This is a genomic window from Synechococcus sp. R5-13 (assembly GCF_047462015.1).
Lineage (GTDB): Bacteria > Cyanobacteriota > Cyanobacteriia > Thermostichales > Thermostichaceae > Thermostichus.
Genome location: NZ_JANSIL010000011.1, coordinates 15,592 through 34,051, shown reverse-complemented (window position 1 = coordinate 34,051; position 18,460 = coordinate 15,592). Strand labels below are relative to the sequence as shown.

Here is an 18,460-nt window from a genome sequence, read left to right as displayed (position 1 = left end):
ATGTTGGCAGACTCGAAAGTAAACAGAAAGATCAACTGGTAGTAATCCGTACTGAACATATTATACATTACATTATTTTCAGTATAGTTGAGCTTATTATTGACTAGAGTCATGCTCTCCCGGTGGTCTCTATGCTGAAATCGCTGCCTGCTCGCCCATTGTCCTGCTTTCTTGTAGCCGGCCTGCTGTTGGCAGGGGGCGTTACGTTTTTGGCCCCCCGTTGGTTCCCGGCTCTGGCCAACGAACAGGCTGTTCCTGAGGCCGAACTGGCGCTTCGGCCCCTCTTGCCTCCGGGATCCCGGATCCTCAGCTCGCGGCGATTGAGCGACACAGAAGCGGAAATTTGGGTGGAGTCTCGGGGGGGAACCAGCCCTGTGATCATGCGGCTGAATGCTGCAGGGACTTGGGAACAGGATATGAGCGCCACCATGGCCCGCGGAGCCAGCCAGATGCAAGCTCTCGCCCGGCAACAAACGGTGAACTTGCCTGCCGGCTTTGGCCAGACCGCCCCCGATCAACCCCCGCCGCCGGTGCCCTCCCTTCTGCAGGCTACCCAAGCTGCCTCTAGCCTGATCCCGCCAGTGGATCGAGAGCAGGAAACCCAGCGGGCCTTGAGTGGGGCTGGCCGTGTGGATCCCTTTGTGCCTCAAAACGTGCGTGCTCCTGAACCGCAGATTGTCCTGCCGCCCCTGCCTCCACCTCCGGTTTTGCCCCCTCCTGGCGACGGCAATGGCGCCCCTGTAGCCGTGGCTACCCCGATCCCAACGCCTACCCCTGACCCAGCTGCGTTTGCCCGCAGTGTACAGGTTTCCGGGATGATACAGATTGGCGGCGAGTCCTTTGCTCTGGTTTCTGGCCCAGGTGTCATTCCCTCTGTGGTGCAGGCCGGTCAAAACTATCAAACTGCCAAGGTGGCCGGAGTGTCAGTGCCAGAGCGACGGGTTGTGCTCTCGGAAGGGGGAGAAACGGTCGTGAAGCAAATGGAAGACACCAGCGTGATTGTAGGTGCGCCCTAGCTTCAGCAGCAGCAAGACACCGACGGTAGAACGGGCTTATTCCAAGTAGCAGCCAACTAGCAGTAAAACAGTTGGCTGGCTTGATTCCCAACTCCCCCTTCCAGAGGGGCCGGGGGCAAGGGTCAGAGGCTACTTGAACGGGCTCGGAACAACCCTAGTTGGAAGATAGGAGTTGCCAGATCTCCAGATCCCGAGATCTTGGCGGCAAGGCCGAGAAGACTTCAAAAGCGGGGTTCGCTGCTGAGGCGGGAGGGCTGCTGTTTTAGGTAGCGCAAAAACTCCCGCAGCTCGGCGTCGCTGAGTTGGTGGCGAGATTTCTTCTGAAAGCGACGTTCCAAAAACTCTTGTCCTTCCTTGCGGCCCCAGCCAATGCGCTGCATCTCCACATCCGTTTGGGCAATGATGTCCGATAGGTCATCCCCATAGGCCGCCGGCTCACTTAGACCGGGCAGCTCTGGGGAACTTGGCTTTGCAGGGATCCCTATCGACTCAGGGGCTGGAGAAGCAGGGGAAGACTGAGCGTGTCCGTTGGCCAACTCAGGAGTTGGCAGATAAGGCACCCTGGCGGCAGCAGAATCCATGCCCAAACTCAAAGAGGAAGTGGGGCGACCAAATCCTGCGTGGTGGAGGGCGCGCTTCAAGGCAGCATCTTCCGCCTCTTCGACGGTGTTCGAGCCAGCCATGCCACTGCCCAAAACCGTGTTGTTCACCACCACCTGGGCTCTGACGATGTAGATCCCTTCTTCCACCCGCAACAGATCGGTGAGCAAACTGCCCATAGGGTACCGCTCTCGAAAGTCTTGGATCATGTTGGCGTCAGAACCTGTTGCTGCTGAAGCTCTGACTACAAGCTAGCCCAAAAGTTAACTTGGCATCCAGATCTCAATCCAATCCCACCCTCAATATCGACATTGAATTGATATAAAGCGAGAGATCTCAACAAGAGGGAGCTGTCCGAGCAGATAACATCCCGGCTGGTGAGGGTATGCTATGGCCAAGGAATCCAGTTAATATTAAGCAAGCGTCAACCCACGTGGCTGGCTTGGAAAACCTGAATTATCAGCAGCTCAGCCTTGACTCTTAGCTCTATTGTCGGCGCCAAGACAGATGGGGGACTATGGCCAGCGATACCATCGGGGTCAGCTCAGCGAGTTTGGGACGGGCAGCCATTCGAGAGCGCAACTACGGCACTGCTTTGCAGTTGCTCCGGCGGGCTTATCGTGCGGATCCCAGCCCAGAGAATGCCCGTTGGCTGGCCACCGCCTATGAAGAAGCGGGGTACCTGCAATTGGCCGCTCTGTACCGAGAATTGGCCCAAGAGCGCAGGGAGACTCCCAAAGCGATTCAATTTCAGGCCCCCAAACCTCCCAGCACCCTTGAGGAGCTGAAGCAGCCATCTCCTGAACCGCCGGATCGCAAGACCATTCCCTTGCCGCAGCCGATCCCACGCCCAACCCCACCCGCATCTCCTCCGGATCAGCCAATTTGGGTTTACAAGCCCACCCCCATCGATCCCAAAAGCATCAGCCGCCAAGCGCCCCTTCGACCTCAAGCTGCAGAGCCTGCCCCTTCCCCTCAACCATCGGCGAAGAGGGACGACTATCTGCCGGTTCAGCACGCCCCGGATTTGAAAAACCCGCAGCAGGGATCCCCCTTTGTGCGGCGACTGAACCAACTGCATCGCCAGTTTAAGGATCAGCCCACAGCGGAACTGGCGCTACAACTGGCGGAAGCCTACGACGAGCAAAAGAACTTTAAAGAGGCCCAGCGCTACTACCGAGAGGTTTTGGATCTGGATGACTCTTGGCTGTTACGACCGATGGTGCAAGAGCGCCTAGAAGAGCTGCGGCAACTGCAGGAGCCAACAGCCGAACAGAATCCTTGGGCAGATCTCTCAGCCCAAAACTTGCTCAAGCTAGGACAAAAGTTGGAACAGGAAGGGGAAGTGGCTCGTGCCGAGCAAGTTTACCGGCAGATCCTGAAAATGGATGCCACCCTGGATGTCCATGCTAAGGCTCGCAAGGGTCTAAACCGGCTCTATCCCGACGGAAAGCGGTGATTTGCAGGCCACTCCATTCCCCTCACTCGGCGCAATGGGGAAGCAGCTCACCCTTCCCGAGGATCGAGGGCGTCCCGCAAACCATCCCCCAGCAGGTTAAAGGATAGAGAGGTCAGCACCACCATCAGCGTTGGGGCCAGCACCAGCCAGGGTTGTAGGATGATCACCGAAGCGTTGGTGGCCAGCGAGAGCATGTTGCCCCAAGAGGCATCCGGCTGTTGGATCCCCAACCCGATGAGGCTCAGCACCGACTCTGCCGCAATGTAGCCGGGCACCGCCAAGGTTGCCGAGATCACCACATAAGTAGCTGTCTGGGGCAAAATATGGCGCACCAGCAGATACAGGGATCCAGCCCCGGCTACCCGCGCTGCCTGCACAAAGTCCCGCTCTCGCAAGGACAGCACCTGCCCGCGAATCACTCTGGCTAGGCCCGCCCAACCGACAAAAGAGAGGATCACCACAATCACCAAAAAGCGCTCGGCATTGCTGAAGGGCACCCCGGTCAGCGGATTCACCTGCAACACCGCTGCCAGCGACACCAGCAGATACAGCGTCGGAATCGACATCAACACCTCGGCCAAGCGCATCAGGAGCGTATCCACCCAGCCCCCAAGGTAGCCGGATATGGCCCCCACCAGCAGACCAATGGGGAAAGAGATGCCAATGCCCACCAAGCCGATAAACAGGCTGACGCGCCCGCCATAGACCAAGCGACTGAAATAGTCCCGACCTTGATCATCGGTGCCCAGCAGGTGCAGCCGTGCCACAGGTGGCTCTTCGCTGATTTGCGATCCCACTTGTCCTGCTTCTGCAACAGGCCGCAGCGGGACGGTGCCAAACAGATGCCGATCCCAGGGGATCAACCCCAACCAACGGTAGGGAGTACCGGCCACAAACAAGCGGATCCCGGCGGGACGGCTGGTATCCACCAAGAGCGGGCGTTCTCCCGTTTCCAGATCCACTGGCCCCTGGCGGGTTGGATAAACGTGGGGCCCAATCCAAGCGCCCGATTCATCCCAAAAGTGAATGGCGGTGGGCGGCAGAAGGGATCCCCCCGGCTGCGATTCCAGCGGGCTGTAGGGGGCAACAAACTCGGCAAAAATGGCGCAGGCGTAGAAAACAAGGAGAATGTAAGCTCCTACTTGGGCCCATCGATTGCGGCGAAGCCGTTTCCACCACTGCATAAGGCAGAGATTCCGGTCGAGTCCAGTTGAACCAAATGCCAGCAGTGTAGCTGATCGTGTCTTGTTCCAGTTGCAGAGAGGGCTGCAAGGTGTCACCGATTCATGCTGGCAGGACGAGTCCCTTCCCCAGTCCAAGACAAGCTCAGCCTGCCAAGGAATAGCTGGGGCTGTAGAGGGCCGTCATCTCCATCCGCACCGCAGCAATCGTCTGGGGCAGCACCCCCACCAGCCGTGCCAAAATGTCATCGGGCAATTGGCTAACCAAATCCGCAGAGAAGAACTCCTCTAGGCTGAAGAGCAAAATCCGCGCCCGTTGCGCCGGCAGAGGATTATCGGTGATTTGCTGTAGCCAACGCATCCAGTGCAGCCGCTTGGCATAGGCACTTTGCCGCTCTTGGTGGTCTTGCGGATGCAGCAAAACCACATCCCCAATGGGGACAACGCCGCCGGACTCCACATCCAATGGCCCCCCAACAGCAGCACCCGGCCCGGCAAACTCAGCATGAAACGTCTTGCAGATGATCAGGGCGTTGTGCCGCTGGGGATCCACCATCAGCAATTGCCCACTGCTGAGGGTTCGAATCAGCTGGCCAGGCTCAACTCGCTGAACCAGACTACGGCTGGGGGGAAGCTCGCTCATAGCTCTCAGGATATCCTAACCTTCCCTTGCCTTACATGGTATTTTTAACTTTCTCAGAGCTGCTTGACGCAATCTTCATACTGAGCCCTCTATCGAGACTTTGCATGAGACTTTGCATGGTGAGTATTGCCAGAGGGTCTTCTTCAGGCTGCCGCTGGGCTGAGGCTGATCTTGCCGGTAACATGGATTCTGGTGTCTCCAGCTTGGCATCGGCCAATGCGACGGGCGTAGGGGTAGCCGGCACTGTGCAGCTCTTGCAAGAGGTCTGAGGTGTAGCCGGGATCCACCGCCACCAGCAAGCCCCCGCTGGTTTGGGGATCTGCCAGCAGCAGTTGCTGCCACTCGGGCAGGGATTCTGCCTGTACCCCCTCATAGCCCTGCCAATTGCGACGAGCCGCCCCTGGAAAGATCCCCGCCTCTGCCAGCGAGAGCGCTTCTGCCAAAAACGGAATGGAAGCCAGATCCAAACTGGCCCCCACCCCCGAGCCGCGACAGACTTCCAGCAAGTGTCCCACCAGGCCAAACCCTGTTACATCCGTCATGGCGTGAACTTGCGGTCGCCGAGCCAGTTGCGAGCCGATGCGATTCAGCTGGGTCATCACCTGCAAAACTTCCGCGTAGCCTGCCGCACTGAGCTGACCCTTTTTCAGAGCGGTGGTCATCACCCCGATCCCCAGCGGCTTGGTCAGGATCAGATCGTCCCCGGCTTGGGCCGTGGCATTGCGGCGAATGTGGTGTGGATGGGCCAAACCTGCTGCCACCAAGCCGAAGATGGGCTCCGGCGAATCGATGGAGTGCCCCCCTGCCAAAGGGATCCCGGCTTCTTGGCAAACCTGGATCCCTCCGGCCATGATCCCTTGGATGGCCTGCATCGGCAGGGTATTGACCGGCATGCCCAAAACTGCCAAAGCCAAAATGGGAGTGCCCCCCATCGCGTAGACATCGGAAAGGGCATTGGTCGCCGCGATCCGACCAAAATCCACCGGCTCATCCACAATCGGCATGAAGAAGTCGGTGGTCAAAATTAGGGCTTGGTGGTCGTTTAGTTGATAGACAGCCGCATCATCGCTGGTTTCAGCTCCCACCAACAAAGCCGGATTTGGGGAGAGCAGGGGTACATCCCTGAGAATTTGTTGCAGCAGGGCCGGGGCAATTTTACAGCCGCAGCCACCGCCGTGGGAGTACTGGGTGAGGCGAATGGGAGCATCCATAGATTCAAGAAAAGGGAAAAAACATCAGCTGACTTTACTGTAGCGGCATCTGCAGGCAGTCGAGAAATGGACACGCTGAGTTAAGGTTAAAGGGATCCCACTATCCATAGCGTTGCCATGTCTTTTGTTCCTTTGCATCTCCACAGCGAATACAGCCTCTTGGATGGCGCCAGCCAATTGCCGCGTCTGATCGAGCAGGTGGTCGCTATGGGTTTGCCGGGGCTGGCCCTGACGGATCACGGTGTCATGTATGGGGCGTTAGAGCTGGTGAAACTGTGTAAAAGCAAAGGGATTACTCCAATCATCGGCAATGAAATGTATGTAATCAACGGCGATATCCGCGACAAAAGCCGCAAGTACCCCAAGTATCACCAGGTGGTTCTGGCCAAAAACACCCAGGGCTACAAAAACTTAGTGAAGCTAACCACCATTTCCCATCTACATGGCATTCAAGGGAAAGGGATTTTCTCTCGCCCCTGCATCAACAAAGAGTATTTGGTGCAATACAAAGAAGGGCTGATCGTCACCAGCGGCTGCTTGGCAGGAGAAGTGCCTCAAGCTATTTTGCAGCGGCGGCCAGAAATTGCCCGTGAAGTTGCCGCTTGGTACCAAGAGCAGTTTGGGGATGATTATTACATCGAGATTCAGGATCACGGTTATCAAGAAGATCGCTTTGTCAATGTGCAGTTGGTGCGCATCGCCCGCGAATTGGGGATCCCGATCATCCTCACCAACGATAGCCATTTTATTTCCTGCTGGGATGTAGAGGCCCACGATGCGCTGCTCTGCATTCAAACAGGCAAATCCCTTACTGAAAAAAATCGCCTTCGCTACACCGGAACCGAATACCTGAAAAGCCCAGAAGAGATGCGCCGTCTCTGCCGTGACCATTTGGAACAGGAGGTGATTGACGAGGCCATCGCCAACACCCTGAAGGTGCTGGAAAAGATCGAGGGCTATGACCTATTTGGGGAAATGCGCATGCCCGACTACCCGGTTCCACCGGGCCATTCTGCCGATAGCTATCTCACAGAATTGGCCTGGCAGGGGCTGGCGAAGCGCTGCGGTGTTGCTCAGCCGGATCAGATCCCCCAAAACTACCAGGAGCGCCTGCGCTTTGAGCTGAACATCATCCAACAAAAGGGCTTCTCCAGCTATTTCCTGGTGGTCTGGGACTACGTTCGCTATGCCCGCGAGCAGGGGATCCCGGTGGGGCCGGGGCGAGGCTCGGCAGCAGGATCCCTGGTGGCCTATGCCCTACAAATTACCAACATTGACCCGGTTAAATACGGCCTACTGTTTGAGCGATTTCTCAATCCAGAACGTCAATCGATGCCGGATATTGATACGGATTTTTGCATCGAGCGGCGGGGAGAGCTGATCGACTATGTGACCCGCAAATACGGCCAAGAGCGAGTCGCCCAGATCATCACCTTTAACCGCATGACCTCTAAAGCCATTCTCAAAGATGTCGGTCGAGTCTTAGACATTCCCTACTCAGAAGCCGACAAAATGGCGAAATTGATCCCGGTATCCCGAGGCAAGCCCGCAAAATTGGAAGAGATGATTGGCGAGGATACTCCCGCTCCAGAGTTCAAAGAAAAATACGAGAAAGACCCAACCACCCACCGCTGGATCGAGCTGGCACGTTTGTTGGAGGGCACCAACAAAACCTTCGGGGTTCACGCTGCCGGTGTGGTGATTGCTAAGGATCCCTTAGATGAGATCGTGCCTCTGCAGTACAACAATGAAGGCCAAATTATCACCCAGTACTCGATGGAAGATATCGAGTCTTTGGGCTTGCTGAAGATGGACTTTTTGGGTCTGCGCAACCTGACGATGATTCAGCGGGCAGTGGAACTGATCCGAGAACACAATGGCGTCAATATAGATCTGGATAACCTACCCCTAGACGACAAGAAAACCTACCAGCTTTTGGAAAAGGGAGAGCTGGAAGGGATCTTCCAACTGGAATCTTCTGGCATGAAGCAGGTGGTGCGGGAGCTCAAACCTTCCAACTTAGAAGATATTTCCTCAGTATTGGCCTTGTACCGGCCAGGCCCATTGGATACGGGAATGATCCCCGACTTTATCGATCGCAAGCACGGTCGCAAACCGGTAACCTATGCCCACGAACTCCTCAAGCCCATTCTTCAGGATACCTACGGAGCCATCCTCTACCAGGAACAGATCATGCGCATTGCCCAAGACATGGCCGGATACACCTTAGGCCAAGCCGATCTGCTGCGGCGAGCGATGGGGAAAAAGAAAGTCTCCGAGATGGAGAAACACCGCGAGCAATTTGTGCAGGGGGCAGCCAAGCGGGGTGTAAGCCAAGAAGTTGCCACAGAATTGTTTGATCAAATGGTTGCTTTTGCCGAGTATTGCTTCAATAAATCGCATTCTACTGCCTATGGGTTGATTACTTTTCAAACAGCTTACCTCAAGGCCAATTACCCAACGGAATATATGGCAGCCTTGCTCTCTTCTGTGGGGGGAGATCAGAACAAGGTACAGCGCTACATTACCTATTGCTTGTCAATTGGGATCCAAATTCAGCCGCCGGATATCAACCGTTCTGGAATGGACTTTACTCCCCAGGGATCCAGCATTTTGTTTGGTCTGGGGGCAGTGAAGAATGTAGGGGAGGGGGCCATTCAAAACATTTTGGCTGCCCGTCAAGCTGATGGCCCCTTCACCTCTCTGGCGGATTTTTGCCAGCGGGTGGATCTGCGCATTGTTAACCGTCGTGCCCTGGAGGCCCTGATTTGTGCGGGCGCTTTTGATTGTATTTCTGGAAATCGTAAACAACTAATTGCCGATTTGGATCCCATCCTCAGTTGGGCAGCGCAGCGAGCCAAGTCCAAAGCCATCGGCCAAGCCAGCTTGTTCGATCTACTGGGGAGCAATAGCAGCGCCGGCAATGGATTTGTGGAGGCTCCGCGTGGGCCGGCTACTGAAGATTTTCCACCTCAGGAAAAGTTGAGGCTAGAACGGGAGCTGCTGGGGTTTTATGTCTCGGATCATCCGCTGCGGCGCATTCAGGAGCAAGCGCGGCTGCTGGCCCCTGTAAACCTAGCTGACTTGGGCGGCTGCGCAGCCGATGCCTCTGTGGGCGTTCTCGCCCTGGTGACTGCCATTAAAAATGTCACAACCAAGAAAGGGGATCGCATGGCCATTTTGCAACTGGAAGATCTCACCGGCAGTTGTGAAGCAGTGATCTTCCCCAAAACCTACGAACGTTTGCGCGGTTGCCTGGAGGTGGATCAACGGCTATTGGTTTGGGCCAAAGTGGATCAGCGGGATGAACAGGTGCAACTGATTGTGGAAGATTTACAACCGATTGAATCTGTTAGTTGGGTAACGGTGGAGATCCCTCTCGACTCTGCTGGGACACTGGAGGATCGATATCGTTTACAAACCTTGATCGCCCGCCAACGCTCGGAAACCAAAGAAGAAAATCGCATTCCTGTCGTGGCTGCCATCACCGCCCATCCCCATACCCTTTGGGTGAGAATGGGATCCCAATTTTGGGTTAACAATGCCCAAGCCGCCGTTGAAGCCCTGCGTCAAGCCGGCTACACCGCCCGCAGCGAATCGCTGCTCTCTCCATAGGCATGGCAGAGAAAGCTCCGGCAGCAGCAGGAGAAATTCAACGGAGCTGTTTCTCAAGCCAAGCCCGCAACTGGCTCACCGTCAGCCGAGGGGAAGGACGTGGCAAAGGTCGCTCGGGATCCCCTGCCAGGGTGAGCACGGGAACTTCCAGTTGGTATTGCTCCCACCAACTCGGGTTGGAGGTGATGTCGCGGACTTCCAGATCACGGATTTCGGGGATCTGCCGCAACTTCTCCACCAAGCTCTCGCAGAGGTGGCAGCCGGGTTTGCTGTAGAGAATCAGGGGGGGCCAAGGCACAGCGGATCCCTAGCGGGTGACGGTGCAGGCCAGCCGACGGTGTTGTAGGGAAGGCATCTGCCGCCTGACCAACTGGAAACGCTCTGGGTTAATTTCAGCAATGGCCACCCCCGGTTTTTCGCCACCCGCATCCGCCAAGATAGTCCCCCAGGGGTCCACGATCATGGCATGGCCGTGACACTGTCGCCGCTCGTAGTGGGTGCCCACCTGGGCGGGGGCTATCACGTAACAGGTGTTCTCAATGGCCCGGCATTGCAGCAAAACCTGCCAGTGATCCCGACCCGTGTAGGCCGTGAAGGCGGCAGGGATGAGCAAAATCTGGGCTCCGCGATCCACCAGGGATCGGTACAGCTCTGGAAAGCGTACGTCGTAGCAGACCGACAAACCGAGGTTCCCCAGTTGCTCTTGCTCGCAGGTGACCACCTCATCTCCGCTGACCACCGTGTTCGACTCGCGGTAGGTATTGCCGTCGGGCAGATTGACATCGAACAGGTGGATTTTGCGATAGCGGGCCAGCTCTTTGCCGTCAGGGCTGTAGAGGGCAGCGGTATTGTAAACTTTGCCCTGCCCGTCCGGCACAGGATACCCTCCTCCCAAAATAAATACTTGGTAACGCTGGGCCATCTTGGCCAAAAACTCCTCCGCCCGCTCCGCAATCTCAGGAGCAAGGCGGGCTTTCTCGGCTTCCGGCCCCATGAAGGCAAAGTTTTCTGGTAGCGTCACCAGCTCGCATCCCTGGCGCACTGCAAAGTCGATCCACTCTTCCGCCTGCTGCAAGTTGCTGGCCAGATCGGGAATGCTGGTCATTTGAATGGCGGCTGCCAGATAAGAGCGCATAGACGGAAACTCCAAAGGATGCTAAAGGGGATCCGGCCGGCTAGCCGACCAGATGCCACCAGCCGAAGGCAGGCCCTACAAATCGGATCACCACCCAAATGATGGCCAGGAGAATGATGCCTGCCCAAGCGCCACGGGTTGTCCAATTGTAGATGGCGCGAGCTTGCCCTTTGGTGAGGGGAATATCCTTGAGGTTGGGAAACACCAGCTCTTGGTCGGGATCTTGGCTGATGCGGGTTTTACGGCGCTTCGCTTCGCCCATGGGGTGGCCTCCAAGTTCTTCGCTGGGGTGGCGACTTTTATCTTAAGGCCTTCTGCCTTGGTCACAAGACTGGGTTGACATCCATCTGCATCACAATCGCCTACTTGTGCCATCGGGCCACGCCAATCCATCCCTAGCCGGAAATCCACAAAGGGGATCCCTGGTGCTCTTGGGGACGATTGCCATCCTCTTCGGTAATGGCCACAGCCCGCACCCATTCTGTAGATTCAAACACCGGCGGTAGGCGCAGCTCCTGTTGGCGATTTCCTGTTTCATCCACCGGAAAAGCTGCCACGAGAACGGCCCCCGCCCTATCGGTGGTAAAGGGCGCCTCCGGTTCCAGCACCACCCACAGGGCATAGACCCGGCCTTCCGGCAAAGGCGGCAAACCTTGGGCCACCAATCGCCCTTGCAAGCGCTGGGGATCCACCTCAAGCTTGACCGAGCCGGCCAGGTTCTCCGCAGTCGGCTGCAATTCATAGGTCAACACCTCGCCAGGGATCCCTTGAGTCTGGGCTAGCTGCAGCCTGCGCCACAGGTAGAGGTTCCCCAGCCCCAAAGCGACGATCAAGCCTGCGGCCACCGCCCCCAAGCCCCGTTGCCAGAGACGGGATCCCTTGGCAACCCAGGTGGGGGTGTGCATCGGTTGGGCTGCCTGCGCCTGCAACAGAGAAGCCCGCAGGGCGGGGGGGGGTTGCTTTTCCTCTATACCGTAGGCTGTCTCTAACGCCCGTTGCAACGCTTGCAGTTCTCGGTGCAGCTCCGGGCGCAGCTTGAGCAAGGCTTCCAGCCGCTCGGCCTCTTCCGGGGAGAGATCCCCCAGCACGTAGCCCGCCAGCCACAGTTGCAGTTCTTCGGGAGACACAGATTCGGCTTTCATGAGGGGCCTCCCAACAACTCGCGCAGCCGCAGCAGAGCCCGCCGAGCTCTGGCTTTGACCGTTCCCAAAGGCAGATCCAGTTGCTTGGCAATTTCCGTTTGGCTCATGCCTTCGTAATAGGCCATCTTCAAGACTTGCCGTTGACTTTCGGACAACTCGGCCAAGGCCGTTTGCACCTCGGCCACCCGTTCCGCTTGGGCCAACTGCTCCAAGGTGGGATCCGCAGCAGGACTACCCTGCAATTCCACTCTGCCCTGTTCCAGGGAGCGCTGTCGATTCCGCCAAGAGCGCAGCCGATCCAAACAGCGAGAGCGAGCCAAGATGCTCAGGTAGGTGCGCAGGGATCCCCGCCTGGGATCAAAGGAGGAACGAGCCAAGTTCAAAAAAATATCCTGGGTGAGATCTTCGGCTTCGGCAGTGTTGCCCAGCATTTTGCAGGCAATTCCGTACACCAAGCCGGCATGTCGGTCGTAGAGAATGGCCAGAGCTTGTGACCGGCCTGCTTTTAGAGCCGCAAACACCTCTGCATCGGTTTTTTCCTGCAGGGATTCCTCAGCTTTGTCACCCTCGATCTTCATGAGTGGGAAGAGGAAACGGGATGGAAAAGAGAAAGAAACTGCAGAGGCACAAGCATCGCCCAGAGTAATCCAAGCAGGGCAGCGGCTCTCATAATTTATCGTCTGCATAGGCGGAGGTCAACCCCGAGCTAAGGGGAGATAGAAGACCCAATCCTGAGCTGGGATCGGGCCGGGTCAAGGATCAACAGCAGCAACGATCTCAAAACGATTCCAACAATTGGTTCCAAATCAATGAATCCAAAACATTGATTAATGTTGATTAACCTTGATTTAGATAGGCAAATGGGAATCGGCTTTCCTAGAGGGCGGCCAAGCCAAAGAACGGCCCACCCGGCAGGGTGCCCAGGGATGTGGCACGACCGGTGTTGAGGTCAATTCGATACAAGGTGGAGCCGCCGATGGCAAAGCCGGTATCCACCCCATCAGCAGTACGGATGTCAAACCCGCCCACAGGGCCGAAGTTCACCCCCAGGGGGCCAATGGGCACCTGAACCCCATCGTTGGGGGGATTCTGCAACACCAGCAGGTTCCGTTGCCCGTCGATGTTCAGCAGCCGCGTGGATTGGGCACCCGCCACATTGTTGGTGTAGGCGGCGGCGGTGATGGCCGGCTGGGATCCCTGTAGTTCCATTGGGCCAAAGGCCAAAGGTCTATCTTGGATCACTTCGCCCGTATCCACATTGATGCGGAAGTTCTGGCCATTGGCTCCCACCAAGCGCAGCCGATCCGGAACAGGGTTGAAATCCATGCCAGAAAGCGTGCCCGCGGTGAAGGGAACCGACAGAGTGCTGGCCACGGTAGCGACACCGGTCTGCAAGTTGATGGTGTAAAGGATGCTGGTGTCGGTCAGCCCGTAAAGCAGCCGGTTGGCAGGGCGCACATCGATACCAATGAGGTTGCCGTTCACTCCTGTTACCGTCAGGGATCCCTGCACAAAGGCATCGGCAGAGCGGATGAAAGTGAGGCGATTGCCGCCGCTCAAAGCCACCAAATCCGCTTGGAAAGGCATCATCGAAGACGAAGTGCTGCTGCCGCAGCCCAACAGGGCAAAACCACCGGCTACCACAGAGGCTGCTACAAAGCTCGGGTGTTTGTGCATTGAAAATGCTCCTCAAAAGATCGACAGACCATCAAAATCACTGACAGGACAAGTCGCCCCCCAAACCACAGGATGTGTGGCTGCAGATCGCTGTAGTGGAAACCTTTTTTTGCAGTCCATCGAGAGAACTCCCGGATCCCGGCTGCAGGCTGGGATCCCCTCTGCCTTGTGAAGGAGAAGGCAGTTGTTCTCTGCGATGGCAGCGCATGGGGCGCGTCTGTAGAAATTACTCAACTCCCCAGAACTCGGATGCCTGGGATCCAAGCTTTTTGGCCCAGACTTTAACTGGAAGCGCTGGTGTAGAAGCGCAGGGCAAAGCGCCAGAAGAGATGGGATCCCCACAACAGCCCTGCCGCCAGCAGAGCGGATCCCAGCAGCCACGGCCATTGGGCTCGCCCCAGCAGGGTCTCCGCCGGGATGGTGGTCAAGAAAGCCACCGGCACGACGAAGGTGAAAAACACGCGGTAGGCCACCGGATAGGCCACTATCGGAAATCGTCCTGCCTCTACTAGGCCCCGCAGCACCTCGGTGACGTTGTAGATTTTGACAAACCAAATGCTGGTGGCTCCCAACATAAACCAGAGGCTGTAGAGGATGATCAGCCCCAGCAGCAGAGGCAGCAGCCCCAGAGCATAGACCCAAGCAGGCAAATGGAGCTGGATCCCGGCGTAGAGAATCAGCAACAGGCCAAAGCCGATATCCACCAGGCCCCAGGGGGAAAACACCCTGGCCGACAGCCAAAACTGGCTGCTTATTGGCTTTAGCAAAACAAAATCCAAGGTGCCTTCCTGCACCTGCTGCACAATGCGATTGAGGTTGACGTTAAAGAGACTGGCCGACACCCCCTGCAGAATGGTGAACACCCCCAACACGATGAGGGCTTCCGGCCAACTCCAACCGCCCAGCCGGTGCCCCTGCTGGTAAAACAACGACAGCCCAAACAGAGCGGATCCCAAGCCACCCAGACTGCTGAGGCTGGCAAAGAAAAAATTGGCACGGTACTCCATTTCTGCCGCGATTGAGGTGCTCCAAAACAGCCACAATATCCGCAAATAGCGCAGCACCTTGGTTTTCTCCAATCTCAGCTTTTATCCCACTTGCGGTAACAGCGGGCGGTAATGAAATAGGGGTGAAACACCTCCAAAAAACAGCTTTGCAGCACCTGAAAGAATTGCTCTACCTTTTGCGGGTCGTCCAGGTGAAAAGGAAACTCGCCGTTAAACCCCTTGAAAAAGTACCAGTTGATCAAAAGCTTACCTGACGGCTTGAGCCAGTCGTAAAACTGCCGCAACTGCGCTGCCGGATCCGCCAGATGTTCCACCACATCGAAGCAGATGACCGTGTCAAAAAAGATCTCTTCTGGGAAGTTTTCTGGACAGTGGATGCGCTCGGTTAAGCCCAGCTTTTCCGCCCGCCATTGCACAAACTGCCGATGGATGGGGTTGATATCCCAGAAGATCACCTGATCCACCGCTGCGCAGAGGGCCGCCCCGATAGCATGGGTGCCGATGCCGCCGCCAAAATCCAACACCAACCCGCGGGCATGATCCGCCACCAGGCGTAAGGTATCGCCGATGTAGTCGGTGCTGCTCAGGTGCCAAGCCGCCAAATCCAGCAGATAGGCGGATCTCACCTGATCCCGATAAAACGCATCTGCCCGATCCCAGCCAAAGTCTCGCCGGCCCAACTCCGCCAATTGCTGCTGCCCTGCCTGCAGTTTCTCCCGCAGATCGGCAGCCCCAAGGCCCAGGAAGGATCCCAGATGGGCTTCTAGGTCAAAGGCATTTTGCCAGTAGCCGCTCAGAGCAGGTGGGATGGGGGGCACAGGAGGATTCAGAAGACTGGTTGGGTTGGCTTAGGCAACAGTGAAATCCTCTTCCTCTGGCTGAGCCAGGTTTTCCGGGTTCGGCTCCGTGTCTTTATTAAAATCAAAGGTGGATGGGGATGTAGAGCTAGCAGCATCCAGAGGCTGCAATAACTTGGCTAGGGTTTCCGGGCTGAGTCGATCCGTTGTCTCCACAATTGCTGTTACGTTCGGCCCAAACCTTATCTTATCTAGAAGCTGAAGGCGATGGGACAAAACCCGTTTTCCGTTGACGAATAGGCCATTGGTGCTGGGCCTGGATCCCGGACTGCCATCGAATACCATGTAGCTGTACTGCAGGGATCCCTGTGCAGTTGGCCCTGAACCTGGGATGCGGATGAGGGAAGCGTGTTTCCGAGAGACGCAGGGATCGTAAAGGCGAATATGATTGTCTTTAGACCGTCCCACTGAGTAATAGATACTATCCAGAACAACCCCCCTCTGCCCCAATCGATCCCTGAAGATCAAGACCCAGTGAACAGGGACAGGCTGAGTACTGCAGCGAGCAGAAGAGGCCATGATGAATCAAGCTGCACCTAGAGTCGCTGGTGTCAACAAAAGGGAAACTCAATGAAGGTGGGTAGTCACTTAGCTCTTAAAGGCCAAAGCAGCAGCTGCTTTCCCCATTATAAGTAGCCATCCCCCTGAGTCCAAAAGCCCAAGTTCAGCTAGGAGTAGGGGTGTTGCCGAAACAGAAACCGGCCCAGAAAACCCATTCTTATTGGTCTAAGATGCATCCAGAGTTACCCCGTTTTGGGGAAGAACCCTGAGAGCTCAACTCTCGGCAGGCTGGCGAGCAGTCTAGCATACCCAAAGTCTTTTAGACTAGAGCGCAGGGAGGTAGGTTGCAGGTTTGGCTTGGACAGGAGATCATAGAGTTTCGTCGAAACCCAAAGCTCCCATTGACAGCGTGACGGTGGAACACAAGCACATTCAGTTAGACAGTCGGCCCGTTGGCCTGAACACAGCCACCGGTACCATCAAAGCCCAGTTGGACTTGCTACTGCTGGGGTTGGAGTCCCTGAGCGGAGAAAGTTCCGAAGCGGTTCTGGCCGCAGCCAAAGCCCTCAACTTGGAAGAGCAGATTGGCGACCGGGTGACCCTCTGGCGACTGCGCAATGCTAACCCCTTGCGCCGCAGCAGCGGTGGGCGCAAAAAGGTGGATATCGAAGAGGCCCGCGCCCTGGTGATGGTGATTGCCTATCTGGCTGCTCAGCAACAAGCCCGTATCCGCAGCACCTTGGAGCAACTGGAAGCCGCTGTCGATCAAGAGCTCAGCCCCTTCCGTCAGCCGCTGGTGGGAGATTACTTGGATGAATTCCTCTCTCACTACCGCAGCCGCATGGTGGATGGGGACGTGCGCGATGAGAATAGCCTCACCGAGCTGGCCCTGCGCATCTTGATTGAGCTGATGTTCTACAGTAGCCCGAAAGGCGCTCAGCGCCTGTGGAAAGCCTTGCTCAGCCGTCCTGAGATGGATTTGCCTGCCGGCAGCGATCTGGAAGAAGAGGGGGTAGCCCACAGCTCCGGCCCCGATACCTCACCCTCTTCTTGAGGCAGTTTCGTCAATTATCACCTCTGTTATCGCCTCTGTAGCCCTCTACCCGTGTTGTTCGCCCGCAGTTGCCATGCCCAGCCTCACCCTGATTAGCCACACCTATCAACAACCCACTTCTACGCTGACTGTACGGGGAGAAGCCCCCGCCCATTCCAATTCTTCGGACACCGCTTCAACGCTGCCGCCGCAAGCCATCCAGCACAGCTTCGAGTGTCAGTTGGAAATCCGCCAGGGGGAGACAGTCAAAACTTTACACGGCGATAACGTTTGGCTCAACGATTTGATCACCGTAATCGACCGCTACGTGGGATCCCACTTGAGTGGGGAACCCAAGGGAACCTTCAGCGGTACCGTTGCCATCCGTCCGCTTGATTTTATTTTTCATCGCCTCACGGTGCGCCAAGGGGAAGATCGCATCGCGCAGGTGGATTTGTCGATGACGCAGTTGTACGACCTGCTGGAGAACCTCTCCCAGGTGGCGGATGACATTCCCCAACTGGCCAATCTGGGAACTCCGGTGACGCGGGCTTGGTATCGACAGCCCACCGGGATCGCTGCCCTGCTGGTGGGCGGGATCGCAGTTGTGGCCGGTGTTGGGATCTGGGCCAGTCGCCCCCCTAGGGATCCCACAGGTTCCCCTTCCCCGCAAGAGCAGCTCACCATCCCTGCCTTGACGGGTCAATCGCAGCCTTTGGCCACATCCCTCCAAGAATCTGACCCAACAGCGGGAAGAGAGGCAGCAGGGGCGGATCCCCTTTCCCGTCTGCGAGACATTTTGGCAGAGCAGTGGCAGTCTCCCCCCGATTGGCCAGAGAGCTTGGTCTACCGGGTAACGGTGGATAGGACGGGATCCCCCCTGGCCGCCGAGCCGGAGGATGCGCTGGCCCGGGAGCGTCGCGCCGAAACCCCCTTTGCCAACCTGCCCGATCTGACACCGGATCCCTTGCCAACAGGCGCCCAACAGTTCCGCGTCAGCCTAGAGCCGGGCAACCAGGTGGAAGTAACCCAGGACAGGTAGGCATCCCGACAGGCCAAGCTGGGGTGGGTCAGCACTATAGTCTACCTAGGGATGTTATCGATAGTCACTTCAGGTTAGGGTGAGACCCGTGGGCCACTGAGAACAGCTCTCTGGCCCCCTGCGTTCAACGTTTTAGGTGTTGGGTGCATTGTCCCAGTTTGAATCGAAATAACCCTACTTTCAGGGCCAGGGGATTAGAGGAAGCAATCTGACCCTGAAGAGTAAGCCAGAAAGAGAGAGGCCGCCGAGTTGGGAGAGCCAGGGCCACACTGGCGACGCCGCCAATGCCGAGGCGCAAAGGCTCTACCGACCGCATCTGAGAGGTTCACCCGGCCTCAGGG

General features: G+C 56.9%; 18 protein-coding genes. 5 read left to right on the top strand and 13 right to left on the bottom strand.

All coding sequences use genetic code 11. The annotated features are described in order from the left end of the window. Positions 1–131 precede the first annotated feature (131 nt). Positions 132–1,016 (top strand): hypothetical protein, encoded by an 885-nt coding sequence (locus tag NW840_RS00855; protein ID WP_414341761.1) that lies wholly within the window; start codon positions 132–134, stop codon positions 1,014–1,016. 221 nt (positions 1,017–1,237) lie between these two features. Here the strand turns inward: NW840_RS00855 and NW840_RS00850 are convergent, their stop codons facing one another. Continuing rightward, positions 1,238–1,825 (bottom strand): hypothetical protein, encoded by a 588-nt coding sequence (locus tag NW840_RS00850; RefSeq protein WP_414329849.1) that lies wholly within the window; start codon positions 1,823–1,825, stop codon positions 1,238–1,240. A 308-nt stretch (positions 1,826–2,133) separates the two neighbouring features. On the opposite strand from NW840_RS00850, the gene NW840_RS00845 reads away from it, so the two are divergent. Beyond that, complete coding sequence (locus tag NW840_RS00845; protein ID WP_414341760.1) at positions 2,134–3,075, top strand: hypothetical protein; 942 nt, start codon at positions 2,134–2,136, stop codon at positions 3,073–3,075. A gap of 47 nt (positions 3,076–3,122) precedes the next feature. Here NW840_RS00845 and NW840_RS00840 read toward each other — a convergent pair whose 3' ends face one another. The 3 genes from NW840_RS00840 to selD all read right to left on the bottom strand — a co-directional run bounded on the left by NW840_RS00840 (position 3,123) and on the right by selD (position 6,110). Next, positions 3,123–4,259 (bottom strand): ABC transporter permease, encoded by a 1,137-nt coding sequence (locus NW840_RS00840; RefSeq protein WP_414341758.1) that lies wholly within the window; start codon positions 4,257–4,259, stop codon positions 3,123–3,125. 142 nt (positions 4,260–4,401) lie between these two features. After that, positions 4,402–4,899, bottom strand: a complete 498-nt coding sequence (locus tag NW840_RS00835; RefSeq protein WP_414341756.1) for a hypothetical protein — start codon at positions 4,897–4,899, stop codon at positions 4,402–4,404. A 143-nt stretch (positions 4,900–5,042) separates the two neighbouring features. Further along, positions 5,043–6,110: a selenide, water dikinase SelD gene (selD, locus tag NW840_RS00830; RefSeq protein WP_414329229.1), complete on the bottom strand. Its 1,068-nt coding sequence runs from the start codon at positions 6,108–6,110 to the stop codon at positions 5,043–5,045. Positions 6,111–6,227: 117 nt separating this feature from the next. On the opposite strand from selD, the gene NW840_RS00825 reads away from it, so the two are divergent. Continuing rightward, positions 6,228–9,725, top strand: a complete 3,498-nt coding sequence (locus tag NW840_RS00825) for a DNA polymerase III subunit alpha (RefSeq protein ID WP_414341755.1) — start codon at positions 6,228–6,230, stop codon at positions 9,723–9,725. 37 nt (positions 9,726–9,762) lie between these two features. Here NW840_RS00825 and NW840_RS00820 read toward each other — a convergent pair whose 3' ends face one another. The 9 genes from NW840_RS00820 to NW840_RS00780 form a co-directional block, all read right to left on the bottom strand. Continuing rightward, entirely contained in the window at positions 9,763–10,023 is a 261-nt protein-coding gene (locus NW840_RS00820; protein WP_011432810.1) for a glutaredoxin family protein, read from the bottom strand. Between the two features lie 9 nt (positions 10,024–10,032). Further along, the gene (locus NW840_RS00815; RefSeq protein ID WP_011432809.1) at positions 10,033–10,860 is read right to left on the bottom strand and encodes a carbon-nitrogen hydrolase family protein; all 828 of its coding nucleotides are present in this window, start codon (positions 10,858–10,860) and stop codon (positions 10,033–10,035) included. A 40-nt stretch (positions 10,861–10,900) separates the two neighbouring features. Then, positions 10,901–11,122, bottom strand: coding sequence for a DUF2839 domain-containing protein (locus tag NW840_RS00810; RefSeq protein WP_414329235.1), 222 nt, complete (start codon positions 11,120–11,122; stop codon positions 10,901–10,903). Positions 11,123–11,255: 133 nt separating this feature from the next. After that, on the bottom strand, positions 11,256–12,002 hold the full coding sequence (locus NW840_RS00805; RefSeq protein WP_414341753.1) for an anti-sigma factor domain-containing protein: 747 nt from the start codon (positions 12,000–12,002) through the stop codon (positions 11,256–11,258). Then, positions 11,999–12,580 carry a sigma-70 family RNA polymerase sigma factor gene (locus tag NW840_RS00800; protein ID WP_414341751.1) on the bottom strand — a complete coding sequence of 194 codons (582 nt, stop codon included), beginning with the start codon at positions 12,578–12,580 and terminating at the stop codon, positions 11,999–12,001. The genes NW840_RS00805 and NW840_RS00800 overlap by 4 nt, the downstream gene beginning before the upstream one ends. Positions 12,581–12,878: 298 nt before the next feature. After that, positions 12,879–13,679, bottom strand: coding sequence for a DUF4394 domain-containing protein (locus tag NW840_RS00795; RefSeq protein ID WP_414341748.1), 801 nt, complete (start codon positions 13,677–13,679; stop codon positions 12,879–12,881). Between the two features lie 281 nt (positions 13,680–13,960). Further along, complete coding sequence (locus tag NW840_RS00790) at positions 13,961–14,743, bottom strand: ABC transporter permease (protein ID WP_414341765.1); 783 nt, start codon at positions 14,741–14,743, stop codon at positions 13,961–13,963. A 17-nt stretch (positions 14,744–14,760) separates the two neighbouring features. Further along, positions 14,761–15,504: a class I SAM-dependent methyltransferase gene (locus NW840_RS00785; RefSeq protein WP_414341747.1), complete on the bottom strand. Its 744-nt coding sequence runs from the start codon at positions 15,502–15,504 to the stop codon at positions 14,761–14,763. 30 nt (positions 15,505–15,534) lie between these two features. Further along, complete coding sequence (locus NW840_RS00780; RefSeq protein ID WP_011432802.1) at positions 15,535–16,062, bottom strand: FHA domain-containing protein; 528 nt, start codon at positions 16,060–16,062, stop codon at positions 15,535–15,537. 391 nt (positions 16,063–16,453) lie between these two features. Between NW840_RS00780 and NW840_RS00775 the strand changes: the two genes are divergently transcribed. Continuing rightward, on the top strand, positions 16,454–17,098 hold the full coding sequence (locus tag NW840_RS00775) for a DUF3038 domain-containing protein (protein ID WP_414341745.1): 645 nt from the start codon (positions 16,454–16,456) through the stop codon (positions 17,096–17,098). A gap of 73 nt (positions 17,099–17,171) precedes the next feature. Continuing rightward, positions 17,172–18,119, top strand: a complete 948-nt coding sequence (locus tag NW840_RS00770) for a DUF4335 domain-containing protein (RefSeq protein ID WP_414341744.1) — start codon at positions 17,172–17,174, stop codon at positions 18,117–18,119. Positions 18,120–18,460: the final 341 nt, after the last annotated feature.

Bases quoted from the DNA above. Each gene is read 5' to 3' on its own strand.
- NW840_RS00855 (WP_414341761.1), top strand. From the start codon at position 132: ATGCTGAAATCGCTGCCTGCTCGCCCATTGTCCTGCTTTCTTGTAGCC.
- NW840_RS00850 (WP_414329849.1), bottom strand. From the start codon at position 1,825: ATGATCCAAGACTTTCGAGAGCGGTACCCTATGGGCAGTTTGCTCACC.
- NW840_RS00845 (WP_414341760.1), top strand. From the start codon at position 2,134: ATGGCCAGCGATACCATCGGGGTCAGCTCAGCGAGTTTGGGACGGGCA.
- NW840_RS00840 (WP_414341758.1), bottom strand. From the start codon at position 4,259: ATGCAGTGGTGGAAACGGCTTCGCCGCAATCGATGGGCCCAAGTAGGA.
- NW840_RS00835 (WP_414341756.1), bottom strand. From the start codon at position 4,899: ATGAGCGAGCTTCCCCCCAGCCGTAGTCTGGTTCAGCGAGTTGAGCCT.
- selD (WP_414329229.1), bottom strand. From the start codon at position 6,110: ATGGATGCTCCCATTCGCCTCACCCAGTACTCCCACGGCGGTGGCTGC.
- NW840_RS00825 (WP_414341755.1), top strand. From the start codon at position 6,228: ATGTCTTTTGTTCCTTTGCATCTCCACAGCGAATACAGCCTCTTGGAT.
- NW840_RS00815 (WP_011432809.1), bottom strand. From the start codon at position 10,860: ATGCGCTCTTATCTGGCAGCCGCCATTCAAATGACCAGCATTCCCGAT.
- NW840_RS00810 (WP_414329235.1), bottom strand. From the start codon at position 11,122: ATGGGCGAAGCGAAGCGCCGTAAAACCCGCATCAGCCAAGATCCCGAC.
- NW840_RS00805 (WP_414341753.1), bottom strand. From the start codon at position 12,002: ATGAAAGCCGAATCTGTGTCTCCCGAAGAACTGCAACTGTGGCTGGCG.
- NW840_RS00800 (WP_414341751.1), bottom strand. From the start codon at position 12,580: ATGAAGATCGAGGGTGACAAAGCTGAGGAATCCCTGCAGGAAAAAACC.
- NW840_RS00795 (WP_414341748.1), bottom strand. From the start codon at position 13,679: ATGCACAAACACCCGAGCTTTGTAGCAGCCTCTGTGGTAGCCGGTGGT.
- NW840_RS00780 (WP_011432802.1), bottom strand. From the start codon at position 16,062: ATGGCCTCTTCTGCTCGCTGCAGTACTCAGCCTGTCCCTGTTCACTGG.
- NW840_RS00770 (WP_414341744.1), top strand. From the start codon at position 17,172: ATGCCCAGCCTCACCCTGATTAGCCACACCTATCAACAACCCACTTCT.